General features: G+C 20.7%; 19 protein-coding genes and 1 pseudogene. 11 read left to right on the forward strand and 9 right to left on the reverse strand.

All coding sequences use genetic code 11. The features are described 5' to 3' along the window. The first annotated feature begins 1,076 nt into the window (after positions 1 to 1,076). The 9 genes from BUCILAFE3058_RS01110 (at position 1,077) to BUCILAFE3058_RS01145 (ending at position 8,328) form a co-directional block, all read left to right on the forward strand. The gene (locus tag BUCILAFE3058_RS01110; RefSeq protein WP_154061558.1) at positions 1,077 to 1,778 is read left to right on the forward strand and encodes a hypothetical protein; all 702 of its coding nucleotides are present in this window, start codon (positions 1,077 to 1,079) and stop codon (positions 1,776 to 1,778) included. A gap of 1,162 nt (positions 1,779 to 2,940) precedes the next feature. Further along, a complete protein-coding gene (locus tag BUCILAFE3058_RS02090; protein ID WP_232036981.1) occupies positions 2,941 to 3,186 on the forward strand; it encodes a S4 domain-containing protein in 246 nt (81 codons plus the stop codon). Next, entirely contained in the window at positions 3,132 to 3,899 is a 768-nt protein-coding gene (locus BUCILAFE3058_RS01115) for an RluA family pseudouridine synthase (RefSeq protein ID WP_232036982.1), read from the forward strand. The genes BUCILAFE3058_RS02090 and BUCILAFE3058_RS01115 overlap by 55 nt, the downstream gene beginning before the upstream one ends. A gap of 106 nt (positions 3,900 to 4,005) precedes the next feature. Continuing rightward, positions 4,006 to 4,194 carry a 50S ribosomal protein L32 gene (gene rpmF, locus BUCILAFE3058_RS01120; protein ID WP_154061559.1) on the forward strand — a complete coding sequence of 63 codons (189 nt, stop codon included), beginning with the start codon at positions 4,006 to 4,008 and terminating at the stop codon, positions 4,192 to 4,194. 287 nt (positions 4,195 to 4,481) lie between these two features. After that, positions 4,482 to 5,450: an ACP S-malonyltransferase gene (locus BUCILAFE3058_RS01125; protein WP_154061560.1), complete on the forward strand. Its 969-nt coding sequence runs from the start codon at positions 4,482 to 4,484 to the stop codon at positions 5,448 to 5,450. Then, positions 5,416 to 6,153 (forward strand): 3-oxoacyl-ACP reductase FabG, encoded by a 738-nt coding sequence (gene fabG / locus BUCILAFE3058_RS01130; protein ID WP_154061561.1) that lies wholly within the window; start codon positions 5,416 to 5,418, stop codon positions 6,151 to 6,153. The genes BUCILAFE3058_RS01125 and fabG overlap by 35 nt, the downstream gene beginning before the upstream one ends. 81 nt (positions 6,154 to 6,234) lie before the next feature. Beyond that, positions 6,235 to 6,480 carry an acyl carrier protein gene (gene acpP, locus BUCILAFE3058_RS01135; protein WP_154061562.1) on the forward strand — a complete coding sequence of 82 codons (246 nt, stop codon included), beginning with the start codon at positions 6,235 to 6,237 and terminating at the stop codon, positions 6,478 to 6,480. An 11-nt stretch (positions 6,481 to 6,491) separates the two neighbouring features. Next, complete coding sequence (locus BUCILAFE3058_RS01140; protein ID WP_154061563.1) at positions 6,492 to 7,472, forward strand: DNA polymerase III subunit delta' C-terminal domain-containing protein; 981 nt, start codon at positions 6,492 to 6,494, stop codon at positions 7,470 to 7,472. Between the two features lie 34 nt (positions 7,473 to 7,506). Beyond that, positions 7,507 to 8,328 (forward strand): TatD family hydrolase, encoded by an 822-nt coding sequence (locus BUCILAFE3058_RS01145; RefSeq protein ID WP_154061564.1) that lies wholly within the window; start codon positions 7,507 to 7,509, stop codon positions 8,326 to 8,328. Between the two features lie 203 nt (positions 8,329 to 8,531). Here the strand turns inward: BUCILAFE3058_RS01145 and asnS are convergent, their stop codons facing one another. The 3 genes from asnS to BUCILAFE3058_RS01160 form a co-directional block, all read right to left on the reverse strand. Continuing rightward, positions 8,532 to 9,929: an asparagine--tRNA ligase gene (gene asnS / locus BUCILAFE3058_RS01150; RefSeq protein WP_154061565.1), complete on the reverse strand. Its 1,398-nt coding sequence runs from the start codon at positions 9,927 to 9,929 to the stop codon at positions 8,532 to 8,534. A 405-nt stretch (positions 9,930 to 10,334) separates the two neighbouring features. After that, positions 10,335 to 11,282, reverse strand: coding sequence for a rhodanese-related sulfurtransferase (locus BUCILAFE3058_RS01155; protein WP_154061566.1), 948 nt, complete (start codon positions 11,280 to 11,282; stop codon positions 10,335 to 10,337). A 114-nt stretch (positions 11,283 to 11,396) separates the two neighbouring features. Continuing rightward, complete coding sequence (locus BUCILAFE3058_RS01160; protein WP_154061567.1) at positions 11,397 to 14,258, reverse strand: valine--tRNA ligase; 2,862 nt, start codon at positions 14,256 to 14,258, stop codon at positions 11,397 to 11,399. A gap of 894 nt (positions 14,259 to 15,152) precedes the next feature. On the opposite strand from BUCILAFE3058_RS01160, the gene argF reads away from it, so the two are divergent. Both argF and BUCILAFE3058_RS01170 read left to right on the forward strand, forming a co-directional pair. Next, entirely contained in the window at positions 15,153 to 16,166 is a 1,014-nt protein-coding gene (gene argF / locus BUCILAFE3058_RS01165; RefSeq protein WP_154061568.1) for an ornithine carbamoyltransferase, read from the forward strand. Positions 16,167 to 16,268: 102 nt separating this feature from the next. Next, positions 16,269 to 16,646 (forward strand): Rid family detoxifying hydrolase, encoded by a 378-nt coding sequence (locus tag BUCILAFE3058_RS01170; RefSeq protein WP_154061569.1) that lies wholly within the window; start codon positions 16,269 to 16,271, stop codon positions 16,644 to 16,646. Positions 16,647 to 16,730: 84 nt separating this feature from the next. Here BUCILAFE3058_RS01170 and BUCILAFE3058_RS01175 read toward each other — a convergent pair whose 3' ends face one another. From BUCILAFE3058_RS01175 to infB, 6 genes and pseudogenes are all read right to left on the reverse strand, one after another. Further along, positions 16,731 to 18,476: a DEAD/DEAH box helicase gene (locus tag BUCILAFE3058_RS01175; protein ID WP_154061570.1), complete on the reverse strand. Its 1,746-nt coding sequence runs from the start codon at positions 18,474 to 18,476 to the stop codon at positions 16,731 to 16,733. Between the two features lie 260 nt (positions 18,477 to 18,736). Beyond that, positions 18,737 to 20,836 carry a polyribonucleotide nucleotidyltransferase gene (gene pnp / locus BUCILAFE3058_RS01180; protein ID WP_154061571.1) on the reverse strand — a complete coding sequence of 700 codons (2,100 nt, stop codon included), beginning with the start codon at positions 20,834 to 20,836 and terminating at the stop codon, positions 18,737 to 18,739. Between the two features lie 215 nt (positions 20,837 to 21,051). Then, positions 21,052 to 21,321 (reverse strand): 30S ribosomal protein S15, encoded by a 270-nt coding sequence (rpsO, locus tag BUCILAFE3058_RS01185; RefSeq protein WP_154061572.1) that lies wholly within the window; start codon positions 21,319 to 21,321, stop codon positions 21,052 to 21,054. Between the two features lie 74 nt (positions 21,322 to 21,395). Beyond that, positions 21,396 to 22,325 carry a tRNA pseudouridine(55) synthase TruB gene (truB, locus tag BUCILAFE3058_RS01190; RefSeq protein ID WP_154061573.1) on the reverse strand — a complete coding sequence of 310 codons (930 nt, stop codon included), beginning with the start codon at positions 22,323 to 22,325 and terminating at the stop codon, positions 21,396 to 21,398. 43 nt (positions 22,326 to 22,368) lie between these two features. Continuing rightward, a complete protein-coding gene (gene rbfA / locus BUCILAFE3058_RS01195; RefSeq protein ID WP_154061574.1) occupies positions 22,369 to 22,728 on the reverse strand; it encodes a 30S ribosome-binding factor RbfA in 360 nt (119 codons plus the stop codon). Positions 22,729 to 22,811: 83 nt separating this feature from the next. Further along, positions 22,812 to 24,725, reverse strand: a pseudogene (gene infB / locus BUCILAFE3058_RS01200) (translation initiation factor IF-2); the annotation flags it as partial. Positions 24,726 to 25,035: the final 310 nt, after the last annotated feature.

The following is a 25,035-nucleotide window of genomic DNA, read 5'->3' on the forward strand; positions in this document are numbered from 1 at the left end:
ATTTATTATTTTTTTAATAAAAAATATTTATAAAAATTAAAATCATTAAATTATAATCATACATAAAAAATATAATAATTTTTTCAAAATAATTAGATTAAGATTAATATTTTATTATTAATTAATTAAAATATACCCATCACAGTAATTTAAAAAAAATAATAACAATTATTAATAATATTTTAAATATAGTCATCCATTAACAATGGAAACAAAAAAAATAATATTATTTTTAATTAAAATATTTAACTTTTTACTAAAAAAATTAAATATAAATATTATTTATGCAACCATTAATTAATTTAATAAATAAAATTAATTGTATAAATTTATATACACAAATTTAAAATAATAATAAAATTATATCATCTATATAAATTAAAGATACATATGTAATTATTTTAAATAGTATATATACTATAGATACAAAATAAAAAATAAATTTATTTAAAATATATAAAATATTTATATATTTATTTAAATATTTTTAAAATTAATACATATTGTAAGTAAATAATACTATTTTTTTAATATAAAAATATTAAAAAATTTTTATTAAAAATATATGTAAAATTTTAAAATATATAAATTTTTAATATTAAAAATATAAATTTTAATTTATTATATCATAATATATGATAAAATTTATTCATTTAAAATAAAAATAAATAATTCATTTATTTATATTTTATATAATTATCTTTATATATAAAAAATAATTATATTTTTATATATAAAAATTAAAAATTTTAATAAAAAATATATTATTAAAAATTTAAATATTAAAAATAAATAATATTTTTTAATAAAAAATATTTAAATATTAAATTTATTAATACATTTAATATTTATATGCTATAATGACATAGTCAATATAATATTAATTAATATTATTAATATTATATTTACTTTTAATAAAATATATAATTAATATTATTGATTTAATAAAATTAAAATTAAAATTAAAAAATTTAATAAAAAGTAATAAATAGTTTATATAATCGTAATTATATATTAATATTTTTATATATTAATAAAAATAAATAAAAATTCATATATTAAAAACGGAGATTGTTGTGAATACTAAAATACATTCAACTTCTATTTTAGAAGATAAAAACATAATTAAAAAAAATACTATAAATAAAAAAAAAACTGACGAAATAAATACAAATTTTAAACAACAATATGCATATAACATTAAAATAATTTCTGATTCTAGAAAAATAATCAAAGAACAAGATATAAACTGTGATATTACACATATTCCACCATCTAATATCGATTCTTCTTCAATTAATACAGAAGATACAGAAAATGGTTGGTTTTCAGTACTAGATGATCAAGGTTATGAAAGATTTATACGTGATGGACATGTAACTATTAATGAAAATAGAGAAGTAGCAATGGATAACTATACTGCATTAAATAATCATGATCAACCAATCGTTGTTCCTAAAAATCAAAAAATACTTATAAAAGCTGGTGGAATTATTGTAATAAAAGAAGATTTCCATGAAAAAGGTCATGAACCAGTATTTTTAGGACAATTAAAATCTACATCATTAAATGATAATGATGTTATAGCACGTCGTGATAGTAAAATGTATGATCTAAATAAATCAGGGTTAGAAAAATATAAAAAAAATGATTTACAACTTAAATCTAAGGATTTATCAAATGATGTGCTAATTAAAAATTATGAAAAAGCAACAAAAAAATTAATAAATACATTAAATATCATTCGATTGATTGAATCAGATATGACTATTAATTAAATCAATATTAATAAAAATATTATATATACATAAATTTATGTATATATATAAAAGTAATAAATATAAATATTGAAGATTAATCAATAGAAGCTGGGTCATAACCAGTTTCTATTAAAATAAATAAATTTTTAAAAATTAAAAATTTATTTATATAAATGTAAAAAAAAACAAATTAATTTGTATTAAAATATTATTAAAATATTTTTATAAATAAGTAAAATATAGATCATATATTTTATATAAATTTATTTTTAATAAAAATATTTTATATTATATATATGTATACATAAATATTATAGTACCAATTATATTTGTTGAGTTAAAAAAATTTACAATTTTTATAAAAAATATCAATAAAATTTTATTAGTTAAAATTTTATTGATATTTAAATATATAATAATTTTATGAACTTAAATTAATTAAGTATTTATATATATAAAATTATCAATATATTAATTCTATATATCATATATCTCTATTTAAATTATAAAATAATAAAAAATTAAATAAAATTATAGATTATGCTCTATAAAATATTTATTTATTTCACTAATGATTAAATCATTAATAAAATAAGTTAGAGTTATTAATGAATATAATTACAGTTAATTAAATTAAATAAAATTTTTTATTCAAAATAATAATTAATTTTATTAACAATAAAATTTTTATAAAAATAAATATAAATATATTTATTATCAATAATATTAATAATTTAAATTTACATAAAGTATTAAAAATATATTAATAAGATTAACTGATTAATTAATAAATTATATCAATAACTATATTATATATATTTTGTTACAAATAATCTTGATTAATATTTAAATTCATTAATTTGATGATAAAAATAATTAATGATGACTATCATTAATAGTAATTTATATATATTAAAATTAATAAAAATAACAACAGAACTATAATTTTAAAAATTAAAATATAATAACTAAAAATTTATCAAAAATATTTGTATTATTTTTAATAAAAATTATTTTAATATAACCTAAATTATTGATATATATATTATATATAATATATTTTTTATAAATAGAATTCTATAAAAATTTTAATTAATATTTATAAATAGATTTAATAGAAATAGTAGTATATAAACAATATAATATATATAAATATAATTTTTACTATAAAGATTAATATATGAATATTTTGAATTCTATGAATACATCTATTATAATTACAAAAAATATGTCAGAACAAAGAATTGATAACTTTTTGTTTAAATCTTTAAAAAATTTACCAAAAAGTATGATATATCGTAGTTTAAGAATAGGAAAAATAAAAATTAATAAACGAAAAGTACATCCATACTATAAATTAAAAGTTAACGATTGCATTACAATGTATTCTATTTATATAAAAAAAAAAAAAAACCTATTTTTTTAAAAAAAAAAATAGTTGATCTATTTTTAAAAAATATTTTGTTTGAAGATAAATATTTAATTATTTTTAACAAACCATATGGAATTGCTGTACATGGGGGTAGTGGGGTTAATTATGGAGTAATAGAAATATTTAGAAAAATTCGTCAAGAATCAGAATATCTAGAACTAGTTCATCGTATTGACAAAGAAACATCTGGTATACTTATACTGGCAAAAAAACGATCTATATTAAGAATTATGCATGAAAAAATACGAAATAAAAAAATACATAAAGAATATTTAGCATTGTTACACGGTCATTGGTCTAAAAAAAAGACTGTTGTTAATCTTCCTCTACTTAAAAAAATAAGTATCAATCAAAAAAAAAAAGTATGTGTCCATAAAAATGGAAAATATGCTATAACTCAATTTAAAGTACATAAATATTTTCATAATACTACTTTAGCATCTATCATTCCTATAACAGGAAGAACACATCAAATTAGAGTGCATACATCACAATTCGGACATCCTATTGTTTTCGATCAAAAATATGGAAACAATAAAATAGAAAAAAAAAATATTAATAAAAAAAATAATAGATTACTCTTACATTCTTATAAAATTTCGTTTTTTCATCCTAAAAACAATAAAAAAATTTCTATAACAGCATCATTAGATGAAAAATTTAATAATTTATTAAAAATTTTCTCAAAAAAAAAAATAAATTTATAATTTATAGATATATATAAATATTATATATTAATAACAATAAATAAAATATGTCAAAAAAATATTTTTATAGCAATAAAAATATTCTTAATTATATTAAGGAAAAAAAATGGCAGTACAAAAAAGTAAACCTAGTCGATCTAAAAGAGGTATGAGACGATCTCACGATCATGTTTTTAAAAATAAAATCTCTATCGAGAGAGTATCCCAAGAAATACATATTCGACATCATGTTACAGAAAAAGGCTTTTATAAAGGTAAAAAAACGTTTTTATTTTATAAAAAATCTGGACAATAATATACTAAAAAAAATTAATAATTTAATTAATTATATTTATAAACATAAAAATACTTTATATACAAAATATAAAATATATTTAAAAAATCTTAAATATAAATTTATATATATTGAATATATTAAATTTTTAATATTTATTGATAAATAAAATAATCGTAAAAATTACGATACGAATAAATATTAGTATTACTACATGTTATTTTTAAAAATTAAATTAATAATATTAATAATAAAAATATTGTTCTATGTACAATACAGTATATAGAACAAAACGGTAATTTTAATTTATGCATAAAATTTCATTAATTTTTCCTGGATACGGATTACATAATATAGAATTTTTAAAATCATTTTTCAATAGTCATATTATTATTAAAAATACATTTAATGAAGCTTCAGATATATTACATGATAATATATACCATAATTTTTTTGAAAAAAAAAATAATTTTATTAAATTAAATAAAAATATACATTTATTAACGTTTATTTCATCTGTAGCAATATATAGATTATTAAGTCAAAAAATATTTATTCAACCTACAGTTGTAGCGGGACATAGTTTAGGTCAATATTCTGCTCTCGTATGCAATAATAATATATCATTTCGAGAGGCATTAAAAATTATTAAAATACGTAATAAAATTATGTTGTTAGCCGCAAAAAATATACAAGTATTAACATTAGTTATTATTGGTATAAATTATACTTTAGTTAAAAAAATTTGCTTATTAATTTCTAATAAAAAAAAAGTATTTGTTTCTATAATAAATTCAAATAATCAAGTAGTAATTACAGGAAACTATTCCGCTGTTTATACTGTTGGTTTAATATTAAAAAATCAATTACATACAAAAATAATTCGATTACCTATGCCAATTACACCACACTGCATATTAATGAAAAAATATAAAAAAAAATTTTCTTATTATTTAAGAAAAATAACAATTTTAAAAGGAAATTGTCCAATTATTAGTAATCATAATGCTACTATTTTATATTCTAAAAAAGATATATATCATGCATTAATAAAGCAAATATATAAAAAAGTACAATGGGCAAAAAGTATAAAAAAAATTATTTCTATGGGAATAAAATTTTTTATTGAAATAGGTCCAGGACAAATATTAACAAATTTAAATAAAGAATATTCAGATGTTTCATCATATGCCACTAATAGTTATCAAAAATTATCATTAGTTATGGATATAATTAAAAATTATGAAAAAAAAAATTGCTTTAGTAACAGGAGCTAATAAAGGTATCGGTAAAAAAATTTCAATAGAACTAGCAAATTCAAAGATATATGTAATAGGTACTGCTACTACTGAAATAGGAGTCAATATAATTAAAAAAACACTACAAAATAAAGGAATCGGTATATTAATAGATTTTACTAAAATTTACATAACAAAAAAAATAATTAAAAAATTAATCAAAAAATATAAAAATATTGATATATTTGTACATAATGCTGGAATTATTAATGATAATTTATTAATAACAATGCCAGATATAAAATGGAATAACGTCATTGACGTTAATTTATCTTCAATATTTCATATAACAAAAATTATTATACCAACTATGATAAAAAAAAAATATGGACGTATTATTGTAATTAGTTCTGTTATCGGTTGTACTGGACAAAAAGGACAAACAAATTATGCCGCATCAAAATCTGGATTAATTGGATTTTCTAAATCTTTAGCATTAGAAGTAGCATCACTAGGAATTACCGTTAATTTAGTATCTCCCGGATATATAATAACAGATATGACAAAAAAAATATTATCTTCGAAAAAAAAAGAAATCATAAAAAAAATACCGATGAAACGATATGGAACACCTCAAGATATTGCTTATGTAGTATCTTTTTTATCTTCAGAAAAATCATCATATATAACTGGTCAAAATATTCATGTTAATGGAGGAATGTACGTTGATCTTGCTACATAAAATCATTAATATATATAAATAAATCGTTTAATAAAAATTATTAATGATTATTATTAACTATAATAAAATAAGGATTATCACATGAATGATATTATTAGTCGCATAAATAAAATTATTAAAAATCAATTCAAAGAAAAAAAAAAAGATATTTCATTAAAAAGTGAATTTAAAAAAGATTTACAAGCCGATTCATTAGATTTTATAGAACTTATTATGTTATTAGAAGAAGAGTTAAAAATTGAATTATTTGATATGGAACCAGACAAAATGAAAACTGTACAAGATCTTATTACATATATAACAAAACAAATTAACAAAAAAAAATAAAATTTATATATATGAACAAATATCCTTGGATAATATATCAATATAAAGATTTAATTCATAAATATTATAAAAATAAATTACATCCAATAATTTTAATACAATCGATAATTGGTATTGGAACTTCACAATTAATTTTCAATCTATCTAAATGGATATTATGTTCCAATAAAAAAAAATATACTAACTGTAATAATTGCTCATCATGTCTACTATTTGATAAAAAAAATCATCCTGATTTTTATAATTGCGATAATTTTTCTAAAAATAAATATATTGGAATAAATATAATTCGTAAAATTATTAATAATATATATAAAACACCCCAACAAGGAGGCGCAAAAATAGTATATTTTCCAAACATTAACATATTTACTACTGAATCAGATAATGCTTTACTAAAAACGTTAGAAGAACCTCCAAAAAATACTATCTTTTTTTTGCGTACTACGAATATCACAAAAATTATCAATACCATAAAGAGTAGATCTACTCTTTATTATATTAATTATCCTAAAGAGAAATTATCTATACCGTGGTTAAAAAACCATAACAAATATTATTCCTACATAGAATTATTAACAGCATTACGTATTAATAATAATTCTCCAATATCTACACATAAATTTTTAAATAATTATGAATTTCAAAAACGAAACATATTCATGCAAGAAATCTATGCATATGTTAACAAAAAAAAAAATAATCTATTAAATATAATGCTTAAATATAATTCTTCTATAATAACAAAATATGTTTGTTACTTATTATTAGATGTAATAAAATATAAAATATGTAAAAAATATAAAATTAAAAATTTAGACCAAATAAAATTAATTAAAAAAATTGCGTATATCAATAATAATCAAGTTTTAATAAATAATTTAATTTCTTGGACTCAATACACGCAAATATTATCTAGTTCATATAAAATTGATAAAACATCAATATTTATTGAACTTATTTTATCTTGGATGAATATACTGCGTATTTAATACACCATTTTTTTTAGATACAAGGATTTAAAAAATGTTTTTAATTGATACTCATTGTCATATTAATCATTTAAATAATAATAGCCAATCACCAGAATTAGATTCTGTATTAAAACAAGCTTATAATAAAAATGTAAAACTATTTCTATCTATTTCTACTTCTATACAAGACTTCTATCACTTATACAAATATACATATCAATATAAAAATATATTGTTATCATGTGGATTACATCCTAATTATACACATACAAATAATGATTTAGAAGTTATGAAATTACTTGCAAAAAACGATAAAGTTATTGCGATTGGAGAAACAGGATTAGATTTTTATAGAAATAAAAAAACAAAAAAAATACAAAAAAAATTATTTGAATATCATATATATATATCTAATAAAATAAACAAACCTATTATTATTCATAATAGACAGGCTGATAATGAAATATTCAGTATATTAAAATCTAATAAAAATAAATTATGTTCAGGAATAATACATTCATTTACAGGAAATATAGATTTAGCAAGAAAATTATTAGATATAGGATTTTATATATCATTTTCTGGAATTATTACTTTTAAAAAATCAAATGATTTAAGATCGATATTAAGATTTATACCATTAAATAGATTATGTATAGAAACAGATTCCCCATATTTATCTCCTGAACCATATCGTGGAATAAATAATCAACCATATTTACTATATTATATAGCTAAAAATATTCAAGAATACTTAAAAATAGATTTTTTAGAATTTACTCATATACTAAATAAAAACTTTTTTAAACTTTTTAAAATCAATAAAGAGATACACAAAATAATAAATAAAATATCATATAAAAATGATATCTAACAATAATTTATTTTTTAAATTAAAATATAAAATAAAAAATTTTCATTAATAAAATTATTATATGAATATCTATAAAAATAGATAATTTATTTATGTATATAATTTTTATACTTAAATTATTATTAATAATATTAATTAATATTTTCAAATAAAAGGAATATAAAATTAAATAATAAATTCATTATACTATTTTTAAAAGTTATTTAAAAATCTGCACGTCCTACTGTTCGTGGAAAAGGAATAGCTTCCCTAATATTTTTAATACCTGTAATAAATACTATTAACCGTTCTAAACCTAAACCAAAACCAGCATGAGGGACTGTTCCATATCTTCTTAAATCTTGATACCAATCATAATCTTTTTTATTTAATCCTATTTGATTCATTCTAGAATCTAAATATTCAATTCTATCTTCTCGTTCAGATCCACCAATAATTTCACCTACCTGAGGGATTAAGATATCAAAAGCAGCAACAGTTTTTTCATCATTATTTACTTTCATATAAAATGCTTTTAACATCTTTGGATAATTAGTAATTATAATAGGCGCTTTAAAATAAATATTTACTAAATATTTTTCTTGATTAGAAGATAAATCTTGTCCCCATAAAATTTTATCAGTAATAATATCTTTATTTTTTAATAAAATATTAATAACATCAGTATATTCTATAATTATAAATTTAGTATTTATAAAACTATTAAGACGAGAAATAATATTTTTATCAATTGTTTGTTGTAAAAACAGTAATTCTGAAATACAATTATTTAATACATAAAAAATAGAATTTTTCAATAATTTTTCTGCAAAAATAGATATATCATTAATATTTGAAAAAGATTTTTCTACCTCTAACATCCAAAATTCTGTCAAATGTTTTTTAGTATTAGAATTTTCAGCTCGAAAAGTAGGACCTAAAGAATATACTTTCGATAATGCGCATGCATATGCTTCTAGTGTTAATTGTCCAGAAACTGTTAAAAATACTTTTTTTTTAAAAAAATCTATTTTTTTATTATCATTATATTCAATGGATTTATGATTATTAATATCTAACATAGATACTTTAAACATAGATCCTGCTCCTTCTGCATTAATACTTGTAATAATAGGAGTTGATACCCATAAATACCCATATTTATTAAGAAATTGATTTAATGATTGAAAAACTACATTTCTAATTCTAGAAATCGTACTAATTAAATTAGTACGCGGCCGTAAATGACAAAAATTTCTAATATACTCTATAGTATGTTTTTTAGCAGAAATAGGATATAAATTAGGATGATCTATCCATCCAAGTACACTAATACGTTGCGCTTGAATCTCATATACTTGTAAATGTCCTTTAGATAACGTTAAAGTACCTGAAATTATAACAGAACAGCCAATAGTTAATTTTATAATTTCAGTATAATAATTAGATAAATATTTTGATGCAATGATCTGTATAGTATGTATTGATGAACCATCATATACTGTTAAAAACGATATCCCTATTTTAGATATTCTATTATTACGTATCCAGCCATGAATAGTAACAAATTTATGTAAATTATTATTTTTCATATAAATATCAGATATATATGTTTTTTTCATAACTTTTTCCTATTAAATATATAAAATATATATTTTTATAATGAATGTAAAATAATTTAATTAATTGTAATAACAATAAAAATTATTATAAAAATAAAATATTTATATATAAAATTAATTTTTAATTTATATCAAAAAAGCATAAATGTATAAATTGCAAAAATATCATTTAATAGTTTATATAAAATTTTTTGTTTATACTACATTAATGATGTAGTATATCTGTACTACTACTACAGCAGTAGTTTATATATAAAAAATAAAATTAACAATAAATATTCATATTATTTAAAATAAAAGCAATACTTTAAATTTAAACTAATAAAAATATCATCATGATTTATACATCACTATATATTTTTAAAATAAAAATTATTTATAATAAATTTTATATAAATTAAAAACTTATTTGTATAATATTTTTTTACATTTTAAACAACAACATGAATTTAATTTAATCGAACATGTTCTACATTGAATAAATAAACGATGACAGAAATTATTAAAACAATTTATATGTGTACGATCTGTATATTTTTTACAATTAATACATTGAGATAAAACATCATCAGTAATTTTTTCTGATAAACGAGCATCAAAAACAAAAATTTTTCCTTTAAAATAATTAGATAAATTATATTTTTTAACTTGTTTAATATAACTTAAAATTCCACCATATATATGGTAAACATTAGAAAATCCATAATATTTTAATAATGCAGTAGATTTTTCACAACGAATACCTCCTGTACAATACATAACAATTTTTTTATTTTTATATATTTTTAAATATTCTGGTAATTTTTCTAATTGCTCACGAAAAGTTTTAGCTGGTACAGTTATAGCGTTACTAAAATGTCCTATTTCATATTCATAACTATTACGCATATCTAAAAATATATAATCTGGATCAAAAAAATATTTATTTACCAATAGAGCATTTAAATAAATTCCTCGATTACGCTGATGAAAATAAAAATCTTTAATTTTACTCGATACAATTTGTTTTTTAATCGTAATTCTTAAATCCCAAAAAGCTATCTTTTTATTTTCAATGGTGTAATTTATATACATACGTTTAGTTTTTTTATTAATTCTTTTAAAAAAATGTTTAATATATTTGTATTGTATAATAGGAACACTAATTAATGCATTAATTCCTTCTTCTGAAATATAAATTCGACCTAAAATATTTTTATTTTCTAATTTTAATTTAATTAAATTTAATAATTTTTTAGGATCTATAACAAAAAAATATTTATAAAAAGACAGAATAATATTTCTATGACTAATAGAATGTAAATAAATATTTTTTAAATTAGTTTGAGAATTTTTTTTTATTATTTTATACATAATATATAACCAATTTGACGTTAACAAAACATTAATTATTATAAAAATAATTTATAAAAATAAATAATAAATCCATATAATAAATTTATTTTTAAAATTTAATAATTTTTATTATTACGAGATTTTTAAATAATCTTTTTTCTGATTAATAATATTTTTTAAAGAATTTTCAAGACTAATCAATAATGATTTTTTTTCTAATATAAAACATGACGGTGCCTTGATTAAAAAATCTTTATTTAATAATAAAAATTTAATTTTTTTAATTTTTTTATTAATTGATATAATTTTTTTATTAATTCGGTTTAATTCTATATTAATATTTAAATGTGAATCAATTAAAATAAATATTTCTGTATTATCAATAACTCGCATGATATAAGAAGAACAATCATCTAAATCTGTAATTTCAATCAAACAATCTAAATAAGCAATTTTTTTTAATAAAACATTATTTTCATATAAAAAAACCCTTTGATTTATAGAAATATTTTTTAAATATACTTTTAATAATTTTGTATGTTTAACTTTTGTATCTACTCTAATACAACGCAAAATAGAAATAATTTTCTTAAACCACGACATGAATTTAATAATATACTTATTACAAAACATAATATTATATTGTGGAAATTTATTTAAAAAAATATTAGAATTAAGTTCTATATTTAATTTATATACAATATTCCAAATATATGTCGTAATAAATGGCATAATAGGATGTGTTATCAACAACAATGAACTTAATACATACAATAAAGTATTTTTAATTTGATTTTTTTCATAATCTAAACCCAATTGTAAAATTGGTTTTATCATTTCTAAATATTGATCGCAAAATATATTCCATATAAATTTATATAATAATACCGATAAACGATCAAATCTAAATAACTTTAAAAAACAATGATATTTTTTAATAACATTATTTAACTTAATATAAATCCATTGATCTAGTAAAAGGGTAGAAATATTTTTTTTTAAAAATATATTATTTTTTATATTTTTTATTACAAAACGACTAGCATGCCATATTTTATTACAAAAATTTTGATATCCTTTTAAACGATTCATATTCCAATTAATGTTTCTACTAGTAGTAGCTAAAGATATAAAATTATATCTTACTGCATCAACACTATGAACGCAAATTCCATTTGGAAAATTTTTTATAGTATTTAATTTAACTATTTCAGATGTTTTATTGTGAATTAAATTTTTTGTTCTTTTTTTAATTAATTCTTTTAAACTAATTCCATCAATCATATCTAAAGGATCCAATACATTACCATAAGATTTAGACATTTTACGGCCATCTTCATCTCGTATTAATCCTGTAAAATACACTTTTTTAAAAGGAATTTGTGGATTTCCATATTTATCCTTTACAATATGCATAGTTATCATAATCATTCGAGCAATCCAAAAAAAAATGATATCAAAACCACAAACTAAAATATCAGTAGGATGAAACATAGATAATTTTTTGTTATTAATAGGCCAACCCAAACCAGCAAATGTCCATAAACTTGAAGAAAACCAAGTGTCTAATACATCTGGATCTTGATTAAGCATGATATCTTTATTTAAAGAATATTCTTTTCGAATAGATTCTTCATTTTCTCCTACATAAATATTATCTTGTAAATCATACCATACTGGAATTTGATGTCCCCACCATAATTGACGAGAAATACACCAATCTTGAATATTATTCATCCATGATAAAAACATGTTTGTATATTGTTTAGGCACAAAAACAATTTTTTTTTCTTTTACTGCATTAATCGCTGTAATAGATAATAATTTAGTACTTAAGTACCATTGATTTGTTAATTTAGGTTCTAAAATTACACCACTTCTATCTCCATACGGAATACTATTTTTACAAATAACAGATTTTTTTAATAATCCTATTTTTTTTAATATTAACAAAATTTTTTTACGTACAATAAAGCGATCAAGAGACCGAAAATCTTTCGGAACAAAACAATCAAATATTTTTATTTTTTTTCCATTATAATCAAAAACATTTAATTTATTTAATATTTTACCATCTTTTGTAAAAATATCGATCATTGGTAATTTATTACGTTGACCAATATTATAATCATTAAAATCATGCGCTGGAGTTACTTTCATGCATCCTGTTCCTTTGGACATATCAATAGATACATCGCCAATAATAGGAATTATTCGATTTATCAAAGGAACTTTAACAAAACACCCAATATATTTTTTGTATCTAATATCATCAGGATGTACAGCTAATGCTGTATCTCCCAATAAAGTTTCAGGTCGAGTTGTAGCAATTACTACGCTTTTTTTATCAGTAAATTTAATATGATTACAATCATATATTAAAAAATACTCAATATACCACATTGTATTATTTCCAATACGGTTTTCTACTTCTAAATCAGAAACGACAGTCTGAAATTTTGAATCCCAATATATTAATTTTTTATTTCTATAAATTAATCCATCTTTATATAACATAATAAAAACTTTTTTAACTGCTATAGAAAAATCAGAATCTAATGTAAAACGAACTTTTTTCCAATTAATTAAATGACCTAATCGTTTAATTTGATTAAACATAATAGATTCAGATTTTTTTTTCCAATCAAAAATTTTACTAATAAATTCTTTTCTAGAATATGAATTTTTATTTTTTCCTTCTTTTTTTAATAAACGCCGTTCAACAACCATTTGTGTTGCAATACCTGCATGATCAGTACCCATCTGTAATAAAGTATTTTTACCAGACATACGATAATATCGTATTAAAACATCCATAATAGTCTGTTGAAACGCGTGGCCCATATGTAAATATCCAGTTATATTTGGCGGTGGGACCATAATACAAAAATTATTATTTTTAACATCATTATTTTGATGACAATAAAGTTTATTTTTTTTCCAAATTTTTTGTACTTTTTTCTCTATTAAAGTAAAATCAAAATTTTTATTCATTATTTTTGTTTAATTATATTGATTTATTTGTTTAACATAATTTATATCATTATATTCTTTAATTTTAAATTTATAATCAAAATGGATTTTTATATATATTTGACATATAAAAATATGTTAATATGATTATTAATACTACTCATATTAAAAATATAATTTTATTTTTATAAAAATTATCAAAGATAATATTATTAATAATATCTTTACATATTAAAATAATTTATCATAATAGATATAATTTAATAAATTAGATTATAATATTAATATTAATGTTATTAAAATAATATTTAACTAAATTTATTTTATATATTTTATATATATAAAATTATTTATATTGATTTAAAAAATAAAATAATTATACAAACATAATAATCATTATTATTTTTAAACAAGATAATTATTTATGAAAATGAATAAAATAAATTATTTTATTCATTATATATTTTATAATATATAAATATGATTATTGTTCTTGTTAATTTAAAACATATAAATTATATGTAACCAACATGATAAAATCATAAAATGATATATATTGTAAAACATAACTTTATTATTATCAATTAAATTTCAGTATAACTTAATAAGTTAAATCATATTAAAATTAATTAATTTATTAAAAATATATTTTTATAAAAATACATAAAATGCATATTAAATGCATATATATATCAATATAGTAATAATCACTATTAACAAAATATATTTTTATTCATAACTAATTAATGATTAATATCTTGATAATTAATTATTTTTAAAAAATTAATTATCATCTTATTTTTTTATATATATTTACTGTATGAAGAATTTATTAAAAAATTAATATAAAACATAATTATATATAAAAATTTAATTTCATTAACTAAAAACCAATTTATATATATGAGAATTTATATGAAAACATTATATCAAAAAAGTTGTCTCAAATTATCAGATTTTACATACGAAGAAATATTTTATTTGATGAAACTATCAAAATTTTTAAAAAAAAATAAACATAATAAAAAAGAAAAAAAATATATAAAAGGAAAAAATATAGCATTAATTTTTGAAAAACAATCTACTAGAACCAGATGTGCTTTTGAAGTTGCTGCATATGATCAAGGAGCACATACTACATATATAGGACCTAATGACACACATATTGGATATAAGGAATCCATTGAAGATTCTGCTAAAGTGTTAGGAACAATGTATGACGGCATTCAATATAGAGGTTATAACGATACAATACTTGAAAACCTTAAGAAATATTCAAAAATACCTATATGGAACGGTTTAACAGATAAATTTCATCCTACTCAAATTTTAGCGGATTTATTTACAATAATAGAAACTTTTCCTGAAAAACCATTAAAAAAAATTCACTGTGCATATGTAGGAGATGCTCAAAATAATATCGCTAATTCATTAATTGAAGCAGCAAATATAATAAATTTTAAATTAAATATTGTTTCTCCTGAATCATATTGGCCTAAAAAAAATTTTTTAAATAAAAAATATTCTTTGTATAATAAACGGAAAAATATTATTTATACCGATAAAATTATAGAAGGTGTGAAAAATGTTGACTTAATTTATACAGATGTATGGGTGTCACTAGGAGAAAGTGATGACATGTGGAAAAAAAGAATAGAAGAATTATATCCATATCAAGTAAATAAAAAAATGTTAAATATATCTAATAATCCTAATATTAAAATATTACATTGTCTACCTGCGCTACATAATAAAAAGTCTTTAATAGGATTACAATTACATAATAAATTTAAATTTAATAATGGATTAGAAATTACCGATGATATTTTTAATTCTAATATAAATCTAAGTTTTCGACAATCCGAAAATCGATTACATACAATTAAAGCATTATTAGTATCGTGTTTATCAGAAGAAAAAATTTTTTAATAAAAATATTTATGATAAATTATTTAATAATAATAATTTCAATCATATTTTTGTATAAAAAAAACTATAATTTAATTTTTATAAACTAAAATTGAGTCTTATATGTTAAAAAAAAAAAATGTATCTAAAAAAATATTTGGACCATATTCACCTATTTTAAAAATAAACAATTTATTTTTTATTTCTGGACAAATTCCAATAAATCAAAATACTGGAACTATACCAAAATATTTATCTGAACAAACAAATTTAGTATTAAATAATCTTAGAATATTATTAGAAGAAAATCAATTAAGTATCGTAAATATTATTAAAACTACTATTTTTACAACCAAAATAGATAAATTAAAAGAAATTAATTTATATTATAAAAAGTTTTTTGACAAATATACTACAATATATCCAACACGATCATGCATTGGTGTATTAGAATTACCTAAAAAAGTATATATAGAAATTGAAGCAATAGCATCTACATAATATATAATAAAAATATGCCACTTCGTGGCATAAAATTAATATATTAATCAACAATTAAATAAACTTTATTGTAATACTGAAATATTAAGTATTATTTTTTTTATAATTTTGACGATTTCGAGATATAAAATTTTTTTTATTATCACGAAATCCAGACTGTGTTATTAATTTAATGTTAATCGGTTTATTTAAAATACGTGTACGTAATAAACAAATCAGTAATCGCTTAGAGTGACTTTTCGGTAATTCAACTGTAGAATAATTAGTAAATAATCGAATATTTCCGATTAATCGACTACTAATATCCCCTTCATTAGCAATAGCTCCTACGATATGACGAACTTCTACACCATCATTACGACCAACTTCAATGCGACATATTGTCATATTATCTGATCTTTTGTTATCTTGGATAAAACGAGAATTGGAATATGTTTTATTAGTTATATATTTTTTTCTATTATTCATTGTAAATGAAGGATTATTTTTAAAAGATATAAATGAATATTTTTTATCAGGTGGTATAATTAATGGACGTTCTCCTTGCACTAACTTTAGTAATGCTGCTGATAATTTTTCAAAATCTAAACCATCTTTTAAGTTTAACTTATGTAATAATAATTTATATGGTTCTAAATCATAACTATCCAATTGATTTTGTATTTTTTCTGAAATAACTTTTAATCGACATTGCGCTACAAGTTCAGATTTTGGTAATTCTATTTCTCGAATAGAGTGTTTTATGATTCGTTCAATATTACGTAATAATCTACGTTCACGATATTCTACAAATAATAATGCTCGACCTGTTCGACCTGCTCGACCTGTACGACCAATACGATGTACGTATGATTCTGCATCCATTGGAATATCATAATTAATAACAAAACTAATACGATCTACATCTAATCCTCGCGCAGCAACATCTGTAGCAATTAATATGTCTAATTTTCCTGTTTTTAATCGTTCTAACGTTTGTTCTCTTAACAATTGATTCATATCACCATTTAATGCCGCACTATTATATCCATGTTTTTCTAATGTTTCTGCTACCTCTAAAGTAGCACTTTTAGTACGTACAAAAATAATAGTAGCAGAAAAATCTTCAACCTCTAAAAATCGAATTAAAGCATCAGTTTTTTTTCCACGCACTACCCAATAACTTTGTTGTATATCAGGACGTGTTATACCAGTAGACTGTATTTTAACTTCTTTAGGAGAATTCATAAAACGTTGAGATATTCTGCGAATCATGTTAGGCATTGTAGCAGAAAATAATGCAGTTTGATGTTTTTTAGGAATTTTTGACATAATATGCTCTACATCTTCTATAAAACCCATACGTAACATTTCATCTGCTTCATCCAAAACTAAACTATTTAACTGTATTAAATTTAAAGTACCTCTTTTTAAATGATCTAATAATCGACCAGGTGTTCCTACAATAATTTGAGGACCTTTTCTTAGTGCTTGTAATTGAATTTCATATTTTTGACCACCATATAACGCTACAACTTGTGTTCCAATGAGATATTGGGAAAAATCAAAAAAAGCTTTTGCTACTTGTATAGCTAATTCTCGGGTTGGCACTAAAACTAAAATTTGAGGAGATTTTAAAGAAATATCAACATTATGTAATAACGGTAACGCAAAAGCAGCTGTTTTACCGCTACCTGTCTGAGCCATACCTAAAACATCCTTACCAGATAATAAATAAGGAATACAAGTAGATTGAATCGGTGAAGGTTTTATATATCCTAGTTTTTTTAGAGATTTTAATAAAACAGGATTAAGTCCAAAAATAGAAAAAGAATGATAAATTTGAGTCATGCAGAGTATAAGCCTCTTTATGTTACAACCATGCCTAGTCTACTACATAACTCATGATGAAAATTTTTTACATTTTCATTAAAGAGTATGAACAGGCTAAATTGCATGTATATAATTTTTTAAAAAAATAATAGATTTTTTAATAAAAAATATAAATATTAAAATATTTAATTTTTATAAATAAAATAATAAAAATTTATTATACAATAAATACTAAAAATAAGATAGTCAATATAAATTATAAAAATAAAATGTAATTTTTATAATTTATCTAATAAATTAGTATCTTTCATACTTAATCGAATACGACCTTGTCGATCTACTTCCAATACTTTGACAGAAATAACTTGATCAATTTTTAAATAATCAATCACTTTATCTACTCTTTTATGTGAAATTTGTGAAATATGTATTAAACCTTCTCTACCAAAACCAATAGAAACAAAGGCTCCAAAATCTAAAATACGTGTTACTCTACCAGAATAAATTTTTCCAATTGTAATATCTTCAGTAATCTCTTTAATTCTACGGATAGCGTGTTTAGCTTTATCTCCTGCTGTAGCTGAAATTTTTACCATTCCGTCATCTTTAATCTCAATAACTGTACCTGTTTCTTCGGTCAACATCCTAATAATAGAACCGCCTTTACCGATGACATCTTTTATTTTTTCCGGATTAATCTTCATAGTGTATATTCTAGGAGCAAATTTTGAAATATCACTTCTAGGAATATGTAAAGTGGTTTCCATAATATCTAAAATCTTTAATCTTGCAGATTTTGCTTGATATAATGCAGCTTTAATAATATCACTAGTAATACCAGAAATTTTTATATCCATCTGTAAAGCAGTAATACCTATTCTACTACCAGCTACTTTAAAATCCATGTCTCCTAAATAATCTTCATCTCCTAAAATATCTGATAAAATCATATAAGAATGTTGTTCTTTTATCAAACCCATGGCAATTCCAGCAACAGCTGACTTAATAGGAACTCCAGCATCCATTAAAGCTAAAGAAGCACCACATACAGAAGCCATAGAAGACGAACCATTAGATTCAGTTATTTCAGAAACTAAACGAATAGTATATGGAAATTCTTCAATATTCGGCATAACAGCTAAAAAACTACGTTTAGCAAGTTTCCCATGACCAATTTCTCTTCGTTTTGGTGATCCGACTATTCCAATTTCACCAACAGAATATGGAGGAAAATTATAATGAAATAAAAAATTATCAGTCCTATCTCCTAATAAATCATCCAAATTTTGAGCATCTCTAGAAGTTCCTAAGGTAGCAGAAACTAAAGCTTGTGTTTCTCCTCTAGTAAATAAAGCAGATCCATGAACTCGAGGAAGAATTCCTGTTCGTACATCAATTGGTCTAATCTCATCATTCGTACGCCCATCAATTCTCAATTTACCTTTTAAGATACGTTTACGAACAATATTACGTTCTAATAAATAAATAATTTCTTCAATTTTAGAACTAGTTAGTAGATTATCGTAATTTAACAAATCTATGATTAATTTTTGTTTAATTTCATTTAACTTATTTAATCTCTCTTTTTTTGTAAAAATACGATATGCAGATTCAATATCTTTTTTAACTCTTTTAGAAACTAAATTATATAAAACAGTGTCAGCAGTATATATATCATAACTAATATTAGGAATTTTATTTGCTTTTTCAGAAAAACAATAAATATTATCAATTAACAATTTTTGATTTTCATGTCCAAATAGAATAGCATTTAAAATCTCTTCTTCAGATAAAATATTAGCCTCAGCTTCAACCATTAAAATAGTACTTTTGGTTCCCGATACTACTAAATCTAAACAACTATCTTTAATTTTTTCTATTGACGGGTTTAAAATATATTGATTATCTAAAAATCCTACTCGCGCAACCCCTATCGGTCCTAAAAAAGGTAAACCAGATAAACATAACGCAGCCGATACACCAATAATAGAAATTATATCAGGATTAATTTGAGGATTTACTGAAATAACTGTTGCAATAATCTGAACTTCATTTAAAAAATCTTTAGGAAATAATGGACGTATTGGTCTATCAATTAATCGAGAAATTAAAATCTCATTTTCGCTAGGACGTCCTTCTCGGCGAAAAAAACCACCCGGAATTCTACCTGCAGCATAAGTACGTTCTTGGTAATTTACAATTAAAGGAAAAAATTTTTGTCCAGACAATATAGGAGCACCACTAACTATAGTCACAAGTACTGTAGTCTCGTCCATACTAGCTAAAACTGAAGCAGTAGCTTGCCGAGCAATTACTCCTGTTTCTAAAATAATAGAATGCTGACCATATTTAAATTTATGTATAATTGGTTTTAACAAAATTAATATCCTTAAATAAAAATAATTTAAAAAATATTTATATATTAATAAAAACAATGAAATATAAAATATTTTTTTTTTAAAAACAATTAAAATTATATTTTTAATAAAATATATAAATACATAAAAAAGAGCTATAATAGCCCTTTTCTATAAATAAATTATACTATATTTTTAATAATTTTTAATACCATAAAAAACTATTTTATAAAATATTAATAGCGTAAACTAAGATCTTTAATTAAAAAAAGATAGTGTCGATGCTGATGAGACTTAATATAATCTAATAATTTTCTACGTCGAGAAACTAGTTTTAATAAACCCTTACGACCACAATGATCATTTCGATGTAAAATAAAATGTTTTTGTAAATAATTTATTTTCCATGTTAATAACGCAATTTGTACTGATGAATTACCACTATTACTATATGATTTTCCGTATTTTAAAATTAAATCTTTTATTACTAATGTATTTTTCAACATAAAAATTCCTACATATTAATTTGTCAAAAATAAAAAATTAAATATATTAATGTTATAATTGATTACAGCTAATTTTATAAAATGCATTCTGGAATTAATAATCCTAACTTATTTATTTGTCCAACCCCTAAAAACATATTATTTATACCAGCTACAACTTGTACTAAACCATTTTTAGAAAATAAAAATAAAGATATACACAAATTTTTTTTAAAATTATTTACATCTTCATTAAATAATTTTATTTTAGGATATTGTGAAAATATAGAACTAACAGGTAATAAAAATGTTTTTAGCATTTTATATTTATAAAAACGATATGTTTGTTTTATACTTTTATTTTCAATAAAATATAAATTTGTTAAATTTACTAACTGCGATGAATCATATGGTCCAACTTTCAAACGACGTAAAAAAACAACATGTGCACCACACTTTAAAAACTTACCGATATCATATACTAAACTACGAATATATGTTCCTTTTGAACATAAAACCGTAAATTCTAAAAATTTATCAACTCTCTTAATAAAATTTAATTGATAAATAATAACTGTTCTTGGATAACGGGATATAACAATCCCTAATCGAGCATACCTATATAATGGAATCCCATAATATTTAATGGCTGAAAACATAGGTGGAATTTGTTTTATTTTACCAATAAATTTATTTAAAATATTAATAATATCATTTGTTTTTACATAAACTGAATTTGTGTATATTACTTCACTTGATAAATCTCCAGTAGCTGTAACTACACCTAATTTTGCAATTACATGATATTTTTTTACTGAATTTGTTAAATATTTTGAAAATTTTGTTGCATTACCAAATAAGATAGGTAAAACACCAGTAGCTAATGGATCTAATGAACCAGTATATCCAGTTTTAGAAGCACAAAAAATTTTTTTAACGTGCTGCAACGCACAATTAGATGAAATACCTTTTGGTTTATCTAGTAATAATATTCCAGAATTATTTTTATTATTTTGATAAGCCATTTTAAAACCTAAATATATAAGATCTTGTACTACATATTAAAAATTATTTGAATTTAATCTTATTAATCAAATTAGAAACAAATATTCCTGCAATATAAGATGTATCATGAATAAAACATAATTTAGGGATAACACGTAACAATAAATTTTTATTAATAAGCGAACGAATAAATCCTTCTGCTTTTTGTAAAATATTTAATATCAATTTAATACGATTATTATCTTGATAATTTAAGCATGTAAAAAATATTTTAGCATAACTTAGATCAGAAGATAATTTTACCTCTAATATTGTAATCAAAAAATTTAATCTTGGATCTCGTAAACGTCTTTGAATTATTATAGCAATCTCTTTATGTAAAATACGCTCTAATCGTATTGATCGACTAAAATTTTTTAACATATTATTTTCCAAAAATAATAAATACTAAAATATAAAATAATATCAAAAAACCCTTATTATATAATTTAGATATAAAAAATTATTTATTTCAAAAATTGAAATACTTCAATCATATCTCCTATACAAATATCATTATAATTTTTTACTCCAATTCCACACTCAATACCATTACGTACTTCTGTAACATCTTCTTTAAAACGACGTAAAGATTCTAATTCTCCTTCAAAAATAACAATATTATTTCGTAACACCCGTATCGGATTATCTTTTTTAATAATTCCTTCTTTTACCATACATCCTGCTACTAAACCAAATTTAGGTGCTTTGAATATACTTCTAACTTCTGCTAATCCAATTATTTTTTGTTTATTAACGGGCATTAATAAGCCAGACATAACAGCTTTAATATCATTAATTAAATTATATATTACTGAATAATATCGAATATTTAAATTTTCTGATTCTATAACTTTTCTTGCAGAAATATCTGCGCGAACATTAAATCCTATTAAAATAGATGTAGTAGTAATACTTAAATGAGCATCTGTTTCTGTGATTGAACCTATACCCGACATAATAATATTAATTTTAATAACTTTATCAGATATTAGATTTAAAGAATCTAATATCACTTCTAAAGAACCTTGTGTATCTGTTTTTAAAATAATATTTAAATCAGATATTTTTTTTGTATTAATTTGATCAAATAAATTATTCATATCAAATTTTCTTTTATTTGATAACTTAATATCTCGATATTTTATTTTTCGATATAATGATAATTCTCTAGCTTTTTTTTCATTACGTACAACAACTAATTCGTCACCTGTTTTAGGAACACCAGACAAACCAAACACTTCTATTGGAAGTGATGGTCCAGCTAAAGAAACATTTTGACAAAATTCATTTCTAAGTAGTTTAATTTTACCATATTCTACTCCACAAATAACTATGTCGTGTATATGTAAAGTTCCTTCGTTAATTAAAATTGTAGCTACAGGTCCTCGTTGAGCATCCAAAAAAGACTCAACCACTATTCCTTTAGCCATTCCAGTATGTACTGATTTTAATTCCAATATTTCCGCTTGCAATAAAATCGCAGATAATAAATTATCAATACCAAAACCTGTTTTGGCTGAAACTAATACAAATATATTTTCTCCACCAAATTCTTCAGAAATAATAGAATACTTCATTAATTCTTTTTTAATTTTATTTACATTAGATTCTGTTTTGTCAATTTTATTAATAGCTACTATTATAGGTACATCGGAATTTTTAGCATGTTGAATAGCTTCTATAGTTTGAGGCATAACTCCATCATCTGCTGCTACTACTAAAACTACTATATCAGTAATTTTAGTACCTCTTGCTCTCATTGCAGTAAAAGCAGCATGACCTGGAGTATCTAGAAATGTAATAACACCATGAGATGTTTTAACATGATACGCACCAATATATTGTGTAATACCTCCCGATTCTTTAGACACTACTTTAGTAGATCGAATATAATCTAATAATGATGTTTTTCCATGATCTACATGCCCTAGTAAAGTAACAACAGGCGGCCTAATTTTTTGTATACCATCTCCAAAATCACGATCTTTCATCAAAGACAGCTCTAATATATTATCTTGATATATGTTTACTTTATGACCCATTTCCTCTATTATTAATTGTGCTGTATCTTTATCTAGCATTGTATTAGATGTTACCGAAATCCCTAAATTAAGTAACATTTTAATAATTATAGAACGCTTAACTGCTATTTTATTAGATAATTCTAATACTGATATAGTATTTCCTATACTAATTGTTTTATTTAAAATTTTAGTAGGTTTATTAAATTTTTGATGCAAAATAGAATTTTTTATTAAACACGATTTATTTTTTTTTTTATAATTTAAAAATCTATTTTCAAGTCCTTTTGTTGAAAATACATTATTTTTTTTTTTAATTTTTTTATTTTTAATAAATTTATTAGATTTTTTATTATCAGTATAATTATTTGTTATACTACTAATATATGTATCCTTAATATTATTTATTTTTTTATCGCTTAACTGCGTTATAAATTTAGGATTATTTTTTTTACTCGTTAATACTTTATTGTCATGTTTATCTCTTATTTTTTTAGATTTCACTGGTAAAATTATCTCTTTTATTTTAAAAGTACATTCAATTAAAAATTAATATTATAAAAATTTATCAAAATAATATATATACACATATATTATAAATTTTATTTCTAATATTTTAAATAATATTATTTTACATAATTATTTATACTATTATTAATTTATGTAT

It is taken from the genome of Buchnera aphidicola (Cinara laricifoliae) (genome assembly GCF_900698945.1).
Lineage (GTDB): Bacteria > Pseudomonadota > Gammaproteobacteria > Enterobacterales > Enterobacteriaceae > Buchnera_F > Buchnera_F aphidicola_AC.

Coding starts and splice junctions, on each gene's coding strand:
- BUCILAFE3058_RS02090 (WP_232036981.1), top strand. CDS start 2,941: ATGAATATTTTGAATTCTATGAATACATCTATTATAATTACAAAAAAT.
- rpmF (WP_154061559.1), top strand. CDS start 4,006: ATGGCAGTACAAAAAAGTAAACCTAGTCGATCTAAAAGAGGTATGAGA.
- BUCILAFE3058_RS01125 (WP_154061560.1), top strand. CDS start 4,482: ATGCATAAAATTTCATTAATTTTTCCTGGATACGGATTACATAATATA.
- fabG (WP_154061561.1), top strand. CDS start 5,416: ATGAAAAAAAAAATTGCTTTAGTAACAGGAGCTAATAAAGGTATCGGT.
- acpP (WP_154061562.1), top strand. CDS start 6,235: ATGAATGATATTATTAGTCGCATAAATAAAATTATTAAAAATCAATTC.
- BUCILAFE3058_RS01140 (WP_154061563.1), top strand. CDS start 6,492: ATGAACAAATATCCTTGGATAATATATCAATATAAAGATTTAATTCAT.
- BUCILAFE3058_RS01145 (WP_154061564.1), top strand. CDS start 7,507: ATGTTTTTAATTGATACTCATTGTCATATTAATCATTTAAATAATAAT.
- asnS (WP_154061565.1), bottom strand. CDS start 9,929: ATGAAAAAAACATATATATCTGATATTTATATGAAAAATAATAATTTA.
- BUCILAFE3058_RS01155 (WP_154061566.1), bottom strand. CDS start 11,282: ATGTATAAAATAATAAAAAAAAATTCTCAAACTAATTTAAAAAATATT.
- BUCILAFE3058_RS01160 (WP_154061567.1), bottom strand. CDS start 14,258: ATGAATAAAAATTTTGATTTTACTTTAATAGAGAAAAAAGTACAAAAA.
- argF (WP_154061568.1), top strand. CDS start 15,153: ATGAAAACATTATATCAAAAAAGTTGTCTCAAATTATCAGATTTTACA.
- BUCILAFE3058_RS01170 (WP_154061569.1), top strand. CDS start 16,269: ATGTTAAAAAAAAAAAATGTATCTAAAAAAATATTTGGACCATATTCA.
- BUCILAFE3058_RS01175 (WP_154061570.1), bottom strand. CDS start 18,476: ATGACTCAAATTTATCATTCTTTTTCTATTTTTGGACTTAATCCTGTT.
- rpsO (WP_154061572.1), bottom strand. CDS start 21,321: ATGTTGAAAAATACATTAGTAATAAAAGATTTAATTTTAAAATACGGA.
- truB (WP_154061573.1), bottom strand. CDS start 22,325: ATGGCTTATCAAAATAATAAAAATAATTCTGGAATATTATTACTAGAT.
- rbfA (WP_154061574.1), bottom strand. CDS start 22,728: ATGTTAAAAAATTTTAGTCGATCAATACGATTAGAGCGTATTTTACAT.